At 67.9% G+C, this 15,589-nt stretch carries 15 protein-coding genes; 8 read left to right on the forward strand and 7 right to left on the reverse strand.

Annotation, left to right across the window (positions count from 1 at the left end; all coding sequences use genetic code 11):
- The first annotated feature begins 94 nt into the window (after positions 1 to 94).
- From BG482_RS02290 to BG482_RS02300, 3 genes are all read left to right on the forward strand, one after another.
- Positions 95 to 1,411, forward strand: a complete 1,317-nt coding sequence (locus BG482_RS02290; protein WP_069767115.1) for an ABC transporter substrate-binding protein — start codon at positions 95 to 97, stop codon at positions 1,409 to 1,411.
- A gap of 89 nt (positions 1,412 to 1,500) precedes the next feature.
- Positions 1,501 to 2,466, forward strand: a complete 966-nt coding sequence (locus BG482_RS02295) for a carbohydrate ABC transporter permease (protein ID WP_069767116.1) — start codon at positions 1,501 to 1,503, stop codon at positions 2,464 to 2,466.
- A complete protein-coding gene (locus BG482_RS02300) occupies positions 2,463 to 3,344 on the forward strand; it encodes a carbohydrate ABC transporter permease (protein ID WP_069767117.1) in 882 nt (293 codons plus the stop codon). The genes BG482_RS02295 and BG482_RS02300 overlap by 4 nt, the downstream gene beginning before the upstream one ends.
- A 206-nt stretch (positions 3,345 to 3,550) precedes the next feature.
- On the opposite strand, the gene BG482_RS02305 is transcribed toward BG482_RS02300, so the two are convergent.
- From BG482_RS02305 to BG482_RS02315, 3 genes are all read right to left on the reverse strand, one after another.
- Positions 3,551 to 4,558, reverse strand: a complete 1,008-nt coding sequence (locus tag BG482_RS02305; protein WP_069767118.1) for a hypothetical protein — start codon at positions 4,556 to 4,558, stop codon at positions 3,551 to 3,553.
- Positions 4,559 to 4,593: 35 nt separating this feature from the next.
- The gene (locus BG482_RS02310) at positions 4,594 to 5,163 is read right to left on the reverse strand and encodes a hypothetical protein (RefSeq protein WP_069767119.1); all 570 of its coding nucleotides are present in this window, start codon (positions 5,161 to 5,163) and stop codon (positions 4,594 to 4,596) included.
- Positions 5,164 to 5,285: 122 nt separating this feature from the next.
- On the reverse strand, positions 5,286 to 5,855 hold the full coding sequence (locus tag BG482_RS02315; protein ID WP_069767120.1) for an isochorismatase family protein: 570 nt from the start codon (positions 5,853 to 5,855) through the stop codon (positions 5,286 to 5,288).
- A gap of 114 nt (positions 5,856 to 5,969) precedes the next feature.
- Between BG482_RS02315 and BG482_RS02320 the strand changes: the two genes are divergently transcribed.
- On the forward strand, positions 5,970 to 6,569 hold the full coding sequence (locus BG482_RS02320) for a TetR/AcrR family transcriptional regulator (RefSeq protein ID WP_069767121.1): 600 nt from the start codon (positions 5,970 to 5,972) through the stop codon (positions 6,567 to 6,569).
- A 538-nt stretch (positions 6,570 to 7,107) separates the two neighbouring features.
- On the opposite strand, the gene BG482_RS02325 is transcribed toward BG482_RS02320, so the two are convergent.
- Positions 7,108 to 9,102: an FAD-dependent oxidoreductase gene (locus BG482_RS02325; RefSeq protein WP_069767122.1), complete on the reverse strand. Its 1,995-nt coding sequence runs from the start codon at positions 9,100 to 9,102 to the stop codon at positions 7,108 to 7,110.
- 290 nt (positions 9,103 to 9,392) lie between these two features.
- Between BG482_RS02325 and BG482_RS02330 the strand changes: the two genes are divergently transcribed.
- The 4 genes from BG482_RS02330 (at position 9,393) to BG482_RS02340 (ending at position 12,990) form a co-directional block, all read left to right on the forward strand.
- Entirely contained in the window at positions 9,393 to 11,291 is a 1,899-nt protein-coding gene (locus BG482_RS02330) for an NAD-binding lipoprotein (protein ID WP_069767123.1), read from the forward strand.
- A gap of 382 nt (positions 11,292 to 11,673) precedes the next feature.
- Entirely contained in the window at positions 11,674 to 11,958 is a 285-nt protein-coding gene (locus BG482_RS02335) for a hypothetical protein (RefSeq protein ID WP_069767124.1), read from the forward strand.
- A gap of 220 nt (positions 11,959 to 12,178) precedes the next feature.
- Positions 12,179 to 12,424, forward strand: a complete 246-nt coding sequence (locus tag BG482_RS43355; protein WP_141746531.1) for a hypothetical protein — start codon at positions 12,179 to 12,181, stop codon at positions 12,422 to 12,424.
- A complete protein-coding gene (locus tag BG482_RS02340) occupies positions 12,421 to 12,990 on the forward strand; it encodes a hypothetical protein (protein ID WP_069767125.1) in 570 nt (189 codons plus the stop codon). The genes BG482_RS43355 and BG482_RS02340 overlap by 4 nt, the downstream gene beginning before the upstream one ends.
- Positions 12,991 to 13,025: 35 nt before the next feature.
- Here the strand turns inward: BG482_RS02340 and BG482_RS02345 are convergent, their stop codons facing one another.
- The 3 genes from BG482_RS02345 to BG482_RS02355 form a co-directional block, all read right to left on the reverse strand.
- Positions 13,026 to 13,523, reverse strand: a complete 498-nt coding sequence (locus BG482_RS02345; protein ID WP_069767126.1) for a hypothetical protein — start codon at positions 13,521 to 13,523, stop codon at positions 13,026 to 13,028.
- Between the two features lie 58 nt (positions 13,524 to 13,581).
- Complete coding sequence (locus BG482_RS02350; protein ID WP_069767348.1) at positions 13,582 to 14,370, reverse strand: metalloregulator ArsR/SmtB family transcription factor; 789 nt, start codon at positions 14,368 to 14,370, stop codon at positions 13,582 to 13,584.
- 588 nt (positions 14,371 to 14,958) lie between these two features.
- The gene (locus BG482_RS02355) at positions 14,959 to 15,555 is read right to left on the reverse strand and encodes a helix-turn-helix domain-containing protein (RefSeq protein ID WP_069767127.1); all 597 of its coding nucleotides are present in this window, start codon (positions 15,553 to 15,555) and stop codon (positions 14,959 to 14,961) included.
- Between the last annotated feature and the right edge of the window lie 34 nt (positions 15,556 to 15,589).

The following is a 15,589-nucleotide window of genomic DNA, read 5'->3' on the forward strand; positions in this document are numbered from 1 at the left end:
GCGCACGACCTTTACCGGTTCATGCGGTCGCTGCCATAGTTCCCGGCAGCCCGCTCGGGGGAACCGAGCCGCGACCTTGGAAGGAGCCGGGCACATGGCAAGGAAGTCAATGGCGACCGCCGTGTTCGCCGCAACGACACTCACACTCGCCGGATGCAGCGGGGCAGGGGCACCGTCCGGCGAGGCGGCCACCGCGCCCGCCGACGCCGGCAGCGTGTCCGGGGACATCACCGTCCTGACCCAGCGGACGGATCTGGTACAGAACGGCACCATGAAGAAGTACGCCGCCGAGTTCGCCAAGGCGTACCCGAAGGTGAAGGTGAAGTTCGAGGGCATCACCGACTACGAGGGCGAAGTCAAGATCCGTATGAACACGGAGCACTATGGCGACGTCCTCATGATCCCGGCGGCCATAGCGAAGGACGACTACCCGAAGTTCTTCGCGCCGCTGGGCGACACCGCCCAACTGAGTGCGAAGTACCGGTTCATGGACAAGACCGATGTCAAGGGCAAGGCGTACGGCATCGCCAGCTTCGGCACCGCCAACGGGTTCGTCTACAACAAGGCGGTGTGGAAGCAGGCCGGTGTGACCGACTGGCCCACCACGCCGGCCCAGTTCCTGGAAGACCTGCGGAAGATCCGGGAGAAGACGGACGCCGATCCGTACTACACGAACTTCAAGGACAGCTGGCCGCTGACCGCGTGGACCAACAGTCTCGGCTCCGTGAGCTGCGACCCTCAGTCGAGCAACAAGCTGGCCACGACCGACACGCCGTGGGCCAAGGGGAGCGACCTGAACGTCATCGACACACTCCTGCATGACATCGTGCACGAGAAGCTGTCGGAGAAGGACCCGACGACGACGAACTGGGAGAACTCCAAGGGCCTGCTGGCGCGAGGCAAGATCGCGAGTATGCAGCTCGGCTCATGGGCCATCACCCAGATGCAGGACGCGGCACGGCAGGCCGGGAAGAACCCCGACGACATCGGATTCATGCCCTTCCCCGTACAGAAGAACGGGAAGTTCTGCGCCACCCTGCTGTCCGACTACCAGCAGGCGGTGAACACCCACTCCGAGCACAAGGCCGCCGCTCGGGCCTGGATCGACTGGTTCACCGAGAAGTCGGGCTACGCGGAGAAGGAGGGAGCGGTCTCCGCCCTCAAGTCAGCGCCCATGCCGAGCACGCTGAAGGCCTACGCCGACAACGATGTCCAGTTCGTGGAGCGCTCTGAGTCGGGCACCGCCGCGGTCAACGCCATCGACGACGCGGCGGAGATCGGGCTCAACAAGCCCGACTACCGGCAGAAGCTCGTCGACCTCGCCCGCGGCGCGCAGAAGGGGGACCTGCCGGACTTCTTCACCGATCTCGACAAGCGATGGGCCGAGGCCAGGAAGACCGCCGGTTCCTGAGCAACCGTGACGGGGCCCGAGCGCGCCGAGCGTCAGCCGGGCCCCGCCCCCCTCTCCCCCCGGCCCCCACGGACGAGGAAAGGCCTCCCATGTCACACAGCACCCGGGCTCCGGCGGCTGTACCCGCGCCGGCCGGCGCCCATCAGGCGGCCCACGAGGAGTCACAGCCGACCCCCCGCTCCTGGCGCAGCCACCCGCTGCGGAAGGCCACCCCCTGGCTCTTCCTGCTGGTTCCGCTGGGCCTGCTGATCACGTTCACCTACGTACCCGTGGGGAACATGATCTTCTACAGCTTCACCGACTGGGACGGAGTCAGCCCCGACCGCAACTTCACAGGCCTGAAGAACTACACCGAGATCTTCACGCGACCCGAACTCTTCCGCGTCTTTTTCGTCAGCTTCTACTACCTCGCGGCGTCCGCGGTGCAGATCGCCGCCGCCCTCTACTTCGCCGCGCTCCTGAGCTTCGACGTACGTCTGCGCAACCTGTTCAAGGGGATCCTGTTCTTCCCCTACTTGATCAACGGCGTCGCCATCGGGTTCGTCTTCCTCTACTTCTTCCAGGAGGGCGGGACGCTGGACACCGTGCTGTCTTTGTTCGGCGTGGGGTCCGACCACTCATGGCTGGGCGACGCCGAATCCGCCAACGTCTCGCTTGCCGGCGTCTCCGTCTGGCGGTTCACCGGCCTCAACTTCGTCCTGTTCCTGGGAGCGATCCAGTCGATTCCGAGTGAGCAGTACGAGGCGGCGGAACTTGACGGAGCGAACCGGTGGCAGCAGTTCCGTCACCTGATCCTTCCGGGCATCAGACCCGTCATCGGCCTCAGCGTCATGCTCGCCGTATCCGGCTCCCTCTCGGTCTTCGAGATCCCCTGGATCATGACGGGCGGGGCGACCGGCACCTCGACCTTCGTCATTCAGACCGTGAAGCTCGCGTTCCAGTTCAACAAGACGGGGCTGGCGTCCGCCGCGGCGGTCGTGCTCCTGGTCATCGTCCTGCTGATCACCTGGCTGCAGCGCCGCATCCTGCCCGACGACAAGGTGGACCTGGTATGAGCTCCGTCGCCCCGCCTCCTCGTGTCCCCTCCGGCTCCCGGCTTCCCTCCGGACGCCGCCTGCTGTCCAGGACGTTCACCTACGGCTCCCTGGTCATCGCCTCGCTGGTCGTTCTGACACCGCTGGTCGTCGTCTTCCTCACCTCCTTGAAGACGTCGGGTGAAGTCACCGACGGCAGCGGGGCGTTGAGCCTGCCACGGCACTGGCTCAACTTCGACAACTACGCCACCGCCTTCACCGACGGCCACCTGCTCACGGCGTTCGGCAACACTGCCTTCATCCTGCTCTTCTCGATCACCGGAACGGTGATCATCGGCTCGATGACCGCGTACGCCATCGACCGCTACGTCTTCCGCGGCAGGAAGCTGGTGATGGGGCTCTTCCTCGTGGCCACACTCGTCCCCGGAGTGACTACGCAGGTGGCCACCTTCCAAGTGGTCAACAGCTTCGGCCTGTTCGACACTCGGTGGGCGCCCATCCTGCTGTACATGGGTACCGACATCCTGTCGATCTACATCTTTTTGCAGTTCATCCGGGGCATCCCGACCTCTCTCGACGAGGCGGCCCGGCTGGACGGGGCGAACGCCTGGACGATCTACTGGAAGATCATCCTGCCTCTCCTCAAACCCGCTGTCGCAACGGTCGTGATCGTCAAGGGGATCACCGTCTACAACGACTTCTACATCCCGTTCCTCTACATGCCGTCGGAGGATCTGGGGACGATGTCAACCGCTCTGTTCCGCTTCAAGGGCCCGTTCGGCGCGCACTGGGAGAACATCTCGGCCGGCACCATTCTCGTCATCGTGCCGACACTGATCGCCTTCCTCCTGCTGCAGCGCTACATATACAACGGCTTCTCGCAGGGAGCGACGAAATAGCGCAGACAGCACGACACACATCGGTCCGTTGAGGTCATGACTGCCGATGCGGCACCCGCACGGCACACCAGGTCCTGAAGGCCTGGTGACAGATGTCGTAGATTTCTCGTTCCACGGGGGTGGCGCCTTCTCTGTCGTCAGGACCGATACGGGGAGGTCCTGGTGGGCGGCCGGTGCCGGCAATCCACCAGGACTAGATCCGGGGCTCATGCGAGGGGGATGGCCACTACCTTGAATTCGGCGGCCGGGTTGCCGACATTGGAGTTGTTCTTGCCGAAGTTGGCGTCGACGACGTAGAGACGGCAGCCGAACGACTTGGCCGCGCTCGGCCATGCGGCGCCCGGCACGGTGGTCGTGCCGAGGACCCGTCCGTGCGTGAGCGACCGCGAGAGGCCGATCTCGACCACACCCTCGGGATCGGCCACTTCGAGGGTCCGCCCGGTCAGCTGCAGACCGTCGGCGGCGTCCATGGTGCCGTTGAGGATGATCCGCCGGGCGTCGACCGCCCCGCCGGCGGTGTCGGTGGGCACCAGGTAGAAGGCAGAATGACCGTCGGCGGCATCGGACTGGCCCACGATCAGGTGCCTGCCGTCGGGCGTGGCATCGATGCCATTGGCGTTGAAACCCGTGTTGGAGGGGGCCCAGTCGCCGCCCAGCGCCACCTTTTCCGGCACACCGATCTTTGCGTCGTCCCCGATCGGCACCCGGACGAGGGACGGGCGGAGACTGTCCGTCAGCCAGGCCGCGTCCCGGGTCACCGTCACGTCGTTGAGGTATGCGGCGTCGGGAACGGTGACGTCGGCCAGCAGCGCGCCCGATTTCGTGTCGTACACCCGGAAACCGGTGATGACGCCGGGGACGACGCTGCCGCCACCGCCTGTCACCCACAGTCGGCCGAAGCGGTCGATGTCCATGCCGGAGGCCAACTTGTGCGGGCCTGGCGAGGGAGCGAACGGCTTGATCATGCCGGTCTTCACATCGATGCGCTCGATCGAGCCGTCGACCAGCGACCCTGTGTAGGCCAGCCCCTTCTTCTGGTCGATGGCGAGGTTCTCGGGCGAGAAGCCGTTCGGCAGCCGCACCTCCTGGGGGAACGGCTTGGCCGCGTACGCGGCCGGGACCGACGCGGCGGAAGCCGGAAGGGCGGACAGGCCGGCGATCACCATCGTTGTCAGGACCGGGGCCAGAGCTCGCCTGACGGAGCTCTTGCGCATGCTTGTCATGGGATTCCTCTTCGAATTCAGCAGGTTCAATTCAGGTGTGACAACTCCGGCTCGCTGTCCGAACGGGCGTCACGGCGCGGTGTGATCGGGGGCCCGAGGAACGAGGATGGTGTCCGTCTGCGAAGTCCGTCTCGGCTGCGGGGCGTGGTTCGGTCGGCGGCCATCGGCCGGACCTGTACGCGGCCCGAGCTGGGGAGGTCCCATGCCGCGGAGTTCGTCCAGTGGCGCTGCATCGTGTCGGCCAGGCGTGGCCGGCCCGCGTTCAGGCCGGAGTGGTGGGGTGTGTCGGCGATGTTGAGGTACGTGGGCGCGAACCGGGACAGCGACCGGTCGAGGGTCAGGGTGTTGCAGGCGAAGTCGCCGTAGATGATCGCCGCGCCGAGCGCAATCGCTGGGCCGGAGTATGCACTCAGCCGGTATTCGGCCTCGATGGCGGGGACCTGCGTATAGGTGACGCCGAGGTTGGCCGGGGTCTGACTGACGTAGTTGTCGGCGATGACCGGGCTGCCCTGTAGCGGTGCACGTCCCCGGAGTACGTTCTCACGATCGGATTGCCCGGCTTTGGCCGGGCCACCTCGGCGTCGGCCGTCGTGCAACTCGGCAGCAGTACGGCACAGGCGAGCGCGCCGATGGCTTTCCGGGCGCGACAGGCGAGCGACTCGCGCAGGACCGTCGCATCGTTCCCTTCACACGCAGGACAGTTGGATGCGGAGTGAGGTCAGTGGGTGTGCTGGAGCTTGTCGAGGATGTCGGTGGTGGTCGTGGTTTCGCCGAGGCGGGGGAAGATGTGGTGGATGCTGTTGTGGTGTGCGTCGGGGTTCATGTCGGTCATCGCGTCTGCGGCCAGGACGACGTGGTAGCCGTGTTCGTGTGCGGCGCGGGCTGAGGATTCCACGCCGATGCTGGTGGCGACGCCCGCGAGCACGACCTGGGTGACGCCGGCTCTCTGCAGGTCGTCGTGGAGGGTGGTGGCGCCGAAGGCGCTCCAGCGCTGTCGCAGGACGCGCAGGTCTCCCGGCTGCGGGGTGAGTTCGTCCACCGGGTCGGTGAAGTCCGGCTGCGGGGTGAATCCCGCCGGTCCGCTCACGTCGGTGCGTCCGGGGGCGTCGCCCAGGATGGTGACCAGTGCCACCGGCAGGCCGCGGGAACGGAAGGCGGCGGTCAGCTCGGCAGCGTGTTCGATGACCTGCTTGAGGTCGTCGGTGTCCCCGCCCGGCATGGCGAGGATGCCCTTTTGCAGGTCGATGACGACCAGGGCGGGCTTGGCATCAATGGCGGAGAGTGTCACTTCGGTTTCCGTTCTCTTATGCGGGGGGGGGGGGCGTTCGGGTGCCCGCCCGAGCATTTCGACACAGTGTAACGATACGCCGTAACGTAACAATGTTGCGTTACGCTGTCAAGCATGGGACGACCACGCGAGCACGACGAGCACACCGCTACGGCCCTCCTCAAGGCGGCGGAGCGCGCCATCGAGCAGTCCGGCCCGGAGGCGATCTCCATCCGCGGGGTGGCCAGCGACGTCGGCACCACCACCCGCGCCGTCTACAGCCTCTTCGGATCCAAACAGGGCCTCGTCGCCGCGCTGGCCGCCCACGCCTTCGACCTGCTGGGCACGGGCATGGAGCAACTGCCGGACACCTCCGCCCCCGACGACGACCTCATCGAAGCCGGCCTCGTCATCCGCCGCTTCGCCCTGGAACACCCGTCCCTGTTCCGCATCGTCTTCCGCAACACGGCGGACCCCTTCATGCGCAGCCAACCCACCGTCCGCGCCTCCTCCGTACAGGCCCTGACCGTCCTCAAGGCGAAGGTGGCGCGCCTGGTGACCGCGCAACTGCTGGACGCCACACGCGTCGACGAGGCGACCCTGCACTTCCGCGCACTCTGCGACGGCCTCGCCGGGCTCGAACTCGGCGGCGCAGCAGCCTTCCCGGCCGACGACGGCGAACAACTCTGGCGCGCAGGACTCCGCACCCTCGTACGAGGCTTCACCCAGCCCTGAGCCCCGGCTCGCTGCGACCCTGCGCTGCCGTGGCCCGGAGGAGGTGAAGCGGGACGGGTAGCTCTTGGTGAGGGTCCCCCCCCCCTGAATCTGGCCTCCGCCGCCCAAGATGGTCCTGCTCGCCGAGCAAGAGATCGTGGGACTGCTTGCTCGACACGTCGGCGTGCGCAGCGCCCGCCACCTCCTAGCCGCGGGGAGCGAGCATGCAAGCCGCCGAGACACTCATGGGGATAGGCGCCCCGGCCCATTGCCGGGCGCACAGGGGAAACGGCCTGCGATGCGGAGTCCGGGCAGGTAGACGGTCGCGGTCTTCTCGTGGTGGGTGGCAACACCCCGCCGCCGCTTGAGCGGGCTGAGGCAATGTTCGACGATATCGGGGACCTTCCAGGGACCGCGGACGGCGGTACCCGTCATCAGACGCGTCTCCCTGACCATCGGATCCACCGTCGTTTTTGCACTCCCCTTCCCACGAGAACGGACGGCCCCGGCGCGGGTGCACCGGGGCCTACGTGCGTCATGTCTCAGTGAGTTGCGCGGCTCACTCGGTGTGGAGCTCCAATGCCGCACGCACGGCAGACTCCACGGCTCCCTCGATCCACGCCGGCTTGACGGACGTGTGGTCGCCGGCGAAGTGCAACGGCCCTTCGCGCACGGGGATGGCGGGAAGCAACTCGGTGTGCTGCCCGGGCAGGAGCACGGACGCCTCCCCGTAGGCGTAGGGGTCGCGCAGCCAGCTCTGAGTGCGGCCCGCCCCGGTGTAGAAGACCTCGATGCGCTGGCCGTACACCTGCTGGAGGCCGCACAGAGCGTGTGGGTAACGTGCTTCGTCGTTCAGGGAGTCCCAGCGCAGAGCGTCGTCCGCCCAGCTGTAGGAGGCCAGGACCACTCCCCCCGAGCTGCCCGGGACCGGATGGGAAGGGTGGAACATGAACCGGTTGGCGTTGTCCGACACGGAGCCGCCCCCCAGCACGTCGACCGCCGCCGGCTGGTCGCGCGCGACCGCGCGGTTGGCGGCATAGTGGGTGCGCTGAGCCCCAGTGATGTGCCCGGTGGGCACAGAGGGATGGGCGCCGAGCAGGCGCCCGTCCGTGGCGGCGCGGCCGGTGCGGTAGGCGTCGTACAGGCCAGGGTCGACGGCGTTCAGCTCGCGTTTCCAGTCAGCCTCGTCGAACTCCCACCAGCGGCGGCTGAACTCCAGCAGCACCTTGGTCGCGCTGTCGTAGTGCAGTTCGCAGACGGCGCGGCGCTTGCCGTACGACATGGGCGGGGCGATCTGCACGTGGCGCAGTCCGGAGAACGGCACCGTGACGATGGCGGCGTCCGCGGTGAACTGCTCGCGCACGACGGGACCGTCGCGGCCTTCGGAGACGGTGTCCACCCATACGTGCGGGCCCTTGATCCGCACGTGCTCGGTGTCCGGCGAAGGGCGGTCGGGGTGATGGTACTCGATGCGCGTGACACGACGGTCGAACCGCACGTCCTTGCGCACGCGTTCCAGGAGGGCGTCCGGCAGCACGGCCGTGCCGCCCTCCAACTCGTAGAAGGGCGTATCCGGGCTGATGAGGGACGAGCCGGTGAAGCTGTGGATGAAGGACAGAGGAAGGCGTGAGGTGAGGTTCTCCAGGGTGCCGATCAGGTCAATGGTCCGTTCGTCGAGGCCGGCATGCTCGGTCAGGAAGCGGAACATCGACCAGTCACCGAATCGCTGCACCACGCGGGCCCAACCCCGCACCCGCTCAGCCAGCGGCTTGTCGACCCGCTTGCCGTCTCCGTTGACATAGCTGAACTCGTCGCGCACCGGGTCCAGAACGGAGCGCAGGATGGCGGCGGCAGGGGTGTCCCAGCGGGCCCGGGGAACGCCGAAGGACCGGTTGACACGCCGGGGCGCGCGGGCGTAGTCGGCGCGCCGCACGCGGATCCCGTTCACGTGGATCCAGGTGCGGTTGGCAGGACGTCCCTCGTGGTCGACGTCCACGTAGTGGAAACTCCGCTTCTTCAGGCCGAACTGGTCGATCAGCTCCATCACCAGGGGATGGCTGCCGGGGATGCGCATCGCGCCGGCTTCGGCGTACTGGCGCGGGTCGGCGAAGGGCTGCTGTGCGTGTTCGTGGCCGCCGTTGCGGAAGGTCTTGATGCGGCCCCCGGCGCGGTTGCCGTTGGCCTCCAGCACCGTGACACGGTGACCTGCCTTCTTCAGCAGCCAGGCACTCACCAGTCCGGCCGGACCGGCTCCGATGACCAGAACGTCCTTCGGGCGTGTCCGCCGCTGAGCCGGCAGGCCCTGCTCGAGGATGCGCTGGTAGCGCGGCACGAGGGGGCGGTTGTCGGAGTCCAGTACGAGCAGTGCGCGAGCGACGGCCAGGCATCGGTCGAAGTCGGCGCCTCGGCCGGCGCTCGGAGTGGTCGGCGCGGGCAGGGCCGCGGAGACACCGCCGGTCAAAGCCGTCGCAGCCGTGACCGTGCCGGCCAGCGCCGCGAAGCTTCGACGGGAGAAGCCGCCGGCTGAGTGCACCACCTCGTGATCTTCAGTCATGGCGGCCTTTGTACCGGTGGCCGTGACCAGGCGCCCGCTCTCCGCTGCGGCGTTGACTCGAAGGAGCGAAGACTGCGACAAACCCTGACGCCGAGCAGGTCGTCGGCGTGCACGGCTCGGGCGTCCCCGAAGGGATGAATGCCGAGTAAACCCCCTGTGCCGTCACAATCGGTCCCACACACTGCCACATGCGTATTCGCATCCATGCTCTTCGGCGGACCTGAGATCGCGTCAGACAGGCGAGTTGCCGCGCGGGGCTCACCAAAGAGCGGGTCGGTGGAGGGGGAAGGGTGGCCCAGCGGCGCACTCCGTTCGGTGACAGAGCCCGTTACTGGTTCGACAGCACGCTGGCCCGCGGCGCTCCCGCTCTCGTCGGCTGGATGGCGTTGTTGTGTCTGGCTGTCGTCGTCCCCGCCAGTGCGGTGCTGGTGTGGACCGACCCCCACGCACCGGCACCCCTGGCGGACCGGTTGGCGGAGGTATGGCGCCTCACCGGGCAGACACTGCGGCTGGGCGGTGTGACCGGGGCGCCGGTGCGCGTGACGATGTCGGTGCTGCTCGCACTGGTCGCTCTGCTGTACGTCTCGACGCTCGTCGGCCTGATCACGACGGCGCTCACGGAGCGGCTCACCGAGTTGCGACGGGGGCGTTCCACTGTGCTCGAACAAGGGCACGCCGTGGTCCTGGGGTGGTCGGAGCAGGTCTTCACCGTGGTGAGCGAACTGGTGGCCGCCAATGCCAACCAGCGACGCACCGCGGTGGCCGTTCTGGCCGACCGGGACAAGACCGCCATGGAGGAAGCCCTCAGCGCGAAGGTCGGTCCCACCGGCGGCACACGGCTGATCTGCCGCAGTGGTCCCACCACCGACCCGGCTGTGCTCACCCTGACCAGCCCGGCCACGGCCGGTGTCGTCCTGGTTCTACCTCAGGACGAGCCCGACGCCGACGCCGAGGTGGTCAAGACGTTGCTTGCGCTGCGGGCAGCCCTGGCCGGGGAAGGGACCCGCCCCCCTGTCGTCGCCGCCGTCCGGGACGACCGCTACCGCCTGGCCGCCCGTCTCGCCGCCGGCCCAGGTGGCATCGTCCTGGAGAGCGACACCGTCACGGCCCGGCTGATCGTCCAAGCTGCTCGCGGGCCCGGACTCTCCCTCGTTCACCAGGAACTGCTGGACTTCGCCGGGGACGAGTTCTACCTGATCGCCGAACCGCACCTGGCAGGCCGACCGTTCGGCGACGCGCTGCTGTCCTACCCGACGTCGAGCATCGTCGGGGTGATGCGAGAAGGCACCCCCCTGCTCAACCCGCCGGCGCAGACGACCTTGGCCGCCAACGACATGCTCATCGTCATCTCCCGTGATGACGACACGGCCTGGCCGGACAACTGTGCGGAGTTGGTCGAGAAGGCGGCGATGGCATCCGGCCCTTCGACACCCCCGCGACCGGAGCGAGTTCTCCTGCTGGGCTGGAACCGCCGGGCGCCGCTCATCTTCGACCAACTGCGCCGCCGCGCCCAGCCCGGATCAGCCGTCGACGTGGTGGCGAACGGTCATGAAGTGACAGTCCGGCAGGTGAGTGAGGCCGACGCCCACAGCGGCACCGACCTGACGCTGACTCTGCATGAGGGTGACATCACCCGTCCTGAGACTCTGAGGTGTCTGGACCTGCACTCCTACGACAGTGTGATCGTGCTCGGCCAGGACCCTGTTCCCGGACAGCCGCCGGACGCCCCCGACAACAGCACCCTCGTCACCCTGTTGCTTCTGCGCCAACTCGAGGAAGCCACCGAGCGCGAACTGCCGGTTGTCACCGAACTGATCGACGATCGCAACCGGGCGCTGGCCCCCATCGGCCCCGGAGCCGATGTGATCATCAGCGGCAAGCTGATCGGCCTGCTCATGGCACAGATCTCCCAGAACCAGCACCTGGCGGCAGTGTTCGAGGAACTGTTCTCCGCCGACGGCACCGGGGTTCGCCTGCGGCCCGCTACCGACTACGTGCTGCCGGGGTGTGAGACGTCCTTCGCCACGGTCGTGGCCGCGGCACGCAATCGCGGCGAATGCGCTATCGGATACCGAAGCCACGACGACTCGTCGACGAGTCCCGGATACGGCGTGCGGATCAACCCGCCCAAAGCCGAGCGGCGCCGCTGGTCGGTCCAGGACACAGTGATCGTCGTCGGCAACAACTAACGGAAGACTCCGGCATGAACTGCTCCGGCACGGGCACGGGCACGGCTCCGACGGCAGGCAAACGCGTCTGGGCCTACCTTGGCGCGGTCACTGCCGCGAGTGCGGTGCGCCGTGACGGGCCACACGGAGGTCGCACGGGGACGCTCGTCCATCGGGGGGGCCGGACAGGCCCATGCGTCGGCTTGAGCTGCAGCTGGACGGCAGTCCCCATGCGCCCACGCCTCCGACTTCCCGTTGGACGCTGTACCGGTGATTGACCATGCCAGGAGGCGATGGCCTGGTTGCCGTTCGGGAGCTCGGGGGAGAGGAACAGGTTCCAGGAGGTGAGGGGGCGCCGGACGTCGCATGCCCCACGAACTCGCGTGCTGGTAGCTTCGCGTCCGTGATCGTGTATCCGCTGTGGCATGTCGGCCACCAGAACGAAGCCGGCGACGACGGCTCGACAGTGCACGTCGATGAGAGCGGCGTGTTCTGCGACGAGGCGGACGGCGACGACGTGAAGCTGCTCGGTATCTACTCAACCCTCGAACGGGTTGAAGAGCGTATGCGTCAGGCTCGACTGCTGCCGGGCTTCCGTGATGAACCGGACTGCTTCTACTTCGACGCTTGCGAGCTCGATGAAGACGATTGGACCGATGGCTTCGTCCGAGTTCCGCCGGGCGAGTAGGCCGGTGGGCGGAGTCCTGGTGGGATGCCGTTCCGTGTTCACGTAGGCCCCGGGGCTTCGGCGTAGCCCGGACGGCCCTCGCCGGGTCCTCGGGAAGTCGATGGCGGCGGACGCGCCTGGCTACGGTGATTCACCCGTTCGGCGGGTCCAGGACGCCGTTCGGGCGAATTCACTGTCTCATGATGGGTGAACCGCGACCCATTCGTGTGGGAGGTGGCTGATGCACCACATGCGCGCTGAACGAACGACAACGGTGACCGGCCCTGGACGGCGCTGGCATGCTCTCGAACTCGACGGCAGCGCTCTGTGCGGCAAGCCGTTGACCGACAGGCCGACCCTCATACCCGATGGCGCGCTGGAGCGCGAGGATTACTGCCCGCACTGTATGGAGAAGGTGGCAGCCGCGGTCGGCACAAGCCTCGCCGGTGTGTCGACCGACGCCGAACGCGGGAAGCGGCGGGCATGAGCGGGCGCACCAACGGAGGGCCCCCGCGGGCGGGCCTGGCCGTCGGACGCTCATCCGACCGACCGCGGTTGGTGGAGCGATGGCGCGAGGCCGCAGATCGGAACCTCACCTCGACCAAACAGTCGCTGATCGTCACGTGGGGGTCTTTCGGCGCAACGTGGGGAACGGTACGCCTGATCACCCATGGCATCCGGGGCGGGTGGCTCCCCTGGGGCAATGTCTCCGCCGGCGGCGAACACCTGCATCACTACAACTTCGGTATCGCGACCCTCGCCTGTGTCGGCCTGGTCGCCGTACGCGGTGACGACAGGGCCGTGGGCCACCCAGCGGTCGCTGCGGCGTACGGCGCCGGAGCTGCTCTGATCACCGACGAGTTCGCTCTGTTGCTGGATCTGCAGGACGTCTACTGGGCCGAACAGGGGCGCCTCAGCGTCGACGTGTCCCTGGGCGTTCTCGCCGCACTCGGCACCTACCTCACCGCCAAGCCCTTCTGGGACGAGATCGCCAAGATCACCCGACGTCATGTCGCCTCTGCGGCAAAGCGCAGCCTTGCATCAGCAGGTTAAGAGAGACGACCTGCCATGGTGGCGCCGGGCCTCGGTCATGGCCGCCCGGGGAGGAGGGCGAGGAGTTGTTTCGTGTGGCCGGGCAGTTCCGCCTGCGCCAGTCCGGTGACGATGTCGCGCAGCGCCATGGGCTGATCGACGAGGAGGGTGTCGTGGGACAGGAGCCGGGCGGGCACCAGGGTGCCGAGCTCGGCGTCGCTGAGCGCCGCACTCGCGGTGAGTGCGCACAGGGCGGCTGCTTGTCCGCGGATGCGGTCCTGCAGACCGGCGTTGCCGCCGGCATGCGTGATGGTGTGCCGGACGGTCCAGGTGTCGAGGGCGATCCGGTTGTCGTACGTGGTGTGGACCCCGGCTGCGACGCCTGCGACGGCGGCGATGGTGGCGGCGCCGACGAGAGAGACGTGCGCGAGGATCTCGTCGGCGTTCCACTCGCCGTCCGGTGGGGCACCGTTGGGGTCGTCGGCGCCGGCCACGGTGGTGGCGGCGTCGAGCAGAGCTCGGTAGGCGTCCTGGAGTGAGCCGGCGTCCTGCATCTGTGCCACCTGTCTGTGCGGGCGTATGCGGAATGGACCAGGAGCTGAGCGGCGCGGCTCAGGTGTGGGCGCGGGTCATCTCCCAGGGCGCCTGCGGCAGGACCTCGCCGGTCTCCAGCATCGACTTGAGGTTGGCAAGCACGGCCGGCCAGCCGGCCGAGATGCCGTCCAGCATTTCCTTGTTGGGGAGCCTCTCGTGGGTCACGGTGAGGCGGACGATGTCCTGGTGCGGCTCGACGAGGAAGGTGACCACCGACGGCTCTCTCGGCGACGGGGCATCGGGGGCGTCGTCGAAGGTGATGACCAGCCGGGTCGGGGGCATGGCTTCCAGGACGCGGCCCACCACGTCGATCTTGCCCGAGCCGTCGGCTCGCCGGTGCTCCCAGGCCGATCCAGGCTGCCAGTCGGAGACGTTCGCGTGTCCCCAGTAACGGGCCGTCAGGTCGGCGTCGGTCAGGGCCTGCCACACCTGCTCCGCACCGGCGCGGATGTAGGTGACGTAGACGTAGTCCGGCACCGGTGTGGGTGCGTCGGTCATGGCGTACTCCTCTGCCTGGTGCTTGATGGCGCTGATCGCTTGCAGGCGGACTTTGTCGAATCCGGAGATCCACCGCTCGTCGATCTCGTGGATCGGGGCCGGGTTCAGGTAGTGCAGCCGCTCCCGGCCGCGCCGTACGACGGTGACGAGGTTGGCGCGCACAAGAACGTCCAGGTGCTGCGTCGCCGACTGGCGCGCCATGTCAAGACGCTCGCACAGTTCACGCAGCGTCTGTCCGTTGTGCTCGCGCAGCCGGTCGAGCAGGAGCCGCCGGGTGGGATCGGCGAGCGCCTTGAACACCGAGTCGATCGCTGCTGCTTCGAGGTTCACACCGACATTATGCAGGTATCTACCTGCCTATTGTCAACGAGACGCTCCGCGGCCTCCACCACCAAGGGCCGACCGCCGGTGCCCCCTGCCGGCGAGGAGACGCACGAGGCACTGGAAATCATGGAGTCGGCGGGCCATGTCTGTGGGCCGGATCCCGGGTCCGGCACCACCGCCTGACACAGGCCTGACCTGGCACCCCGACCATGACCATGACCATGATCACCGCCGCTGCCGCTGCCGCAGTCGCAGTCGCAGTCGCACAGGAGAACCGAGTGCGGGGCAGCCCGGCCGGGGACGGAGTGTCCATGAGTTCACGGGCCTGCCAGGCCGTGCGCGCCACGCCGGCCGAAGCCGGCCCGCGCGAGGCAGCGGGGTGCGCCGGTCCTCAGCGCCAGGACGGCAAGCGCACCGCTGCGATCAAGGCCGTCACCACGCGCCCGCCCGTCACCGCCCGACCATTACGCCTCAGGCCAACCACAGCGGAGACGCGGGGCTGACATGGCAACGACGACTGGGCCCGCCACCTCGCCGCCAGAGCACGACGGGCGCGGCCACCGCGCCACCGCCCTACCGCACAGGTCGGCTTGCGGAGCCAGGACCCGGCGGGATGTGGACGGTCATGATCAGGTGACAGGTCTCCGTCCCCGAGCCGCGGTAGGCATGGGGGGCGTCGCCTTCGAAAGTGGCAGTCTGCCCGGCCTCGACCGGATGCTCGGCGCCGTCGACGACGAGGACCATGTGTCCGGCGGTGACGCTGACGGTCTCCACGACGCCGGCCTGGTGGGGGTGGCTGGGGTATTCCTCGCCAGGCTCCAGCTTCCAGCGCCAGACCTCCACCGGGGCCGACCCGGAGGTGGTCAGCACGAGTCGCGCCTCGCCGCCCTTCTCGCCGGTCCACAAAGGCATGACCGCATCGGCGGAAACGACCCGGACGCGGCCTTCGGCCGGCCCCTCCATCAGCGCGGACACCGAGATGCCCAAGGTGTCGGCAAGACGGACCAAGGTGGCGAAGTTCGGGTTGCCCTGGGCCCTCTCCAAGGCGACCAGAGCACCCTTGCTGACCTTGGCTCGGCGGCCGAGTTCGTCCAGGGACAGTCCGGCGCGGGTCCGGGCAGCGCGAACGTTGTGCGCGAGTGTCCGCAGTGCCGACTCAGTCTCGGCCATCGCGTCTTCCCTCCAGGCATGCAGATCAGTGCAT

The sequence above is a fragment of the Streptomyces sp. LUP30 genome (assembly GCF_001746365.1).
In the GTDB taxonomy this organism is placed as follows: Bacteria; Actinomycetota; Actinomycetes; order Streptomycetales; family Streptomycetaceae; genus Streptomyces.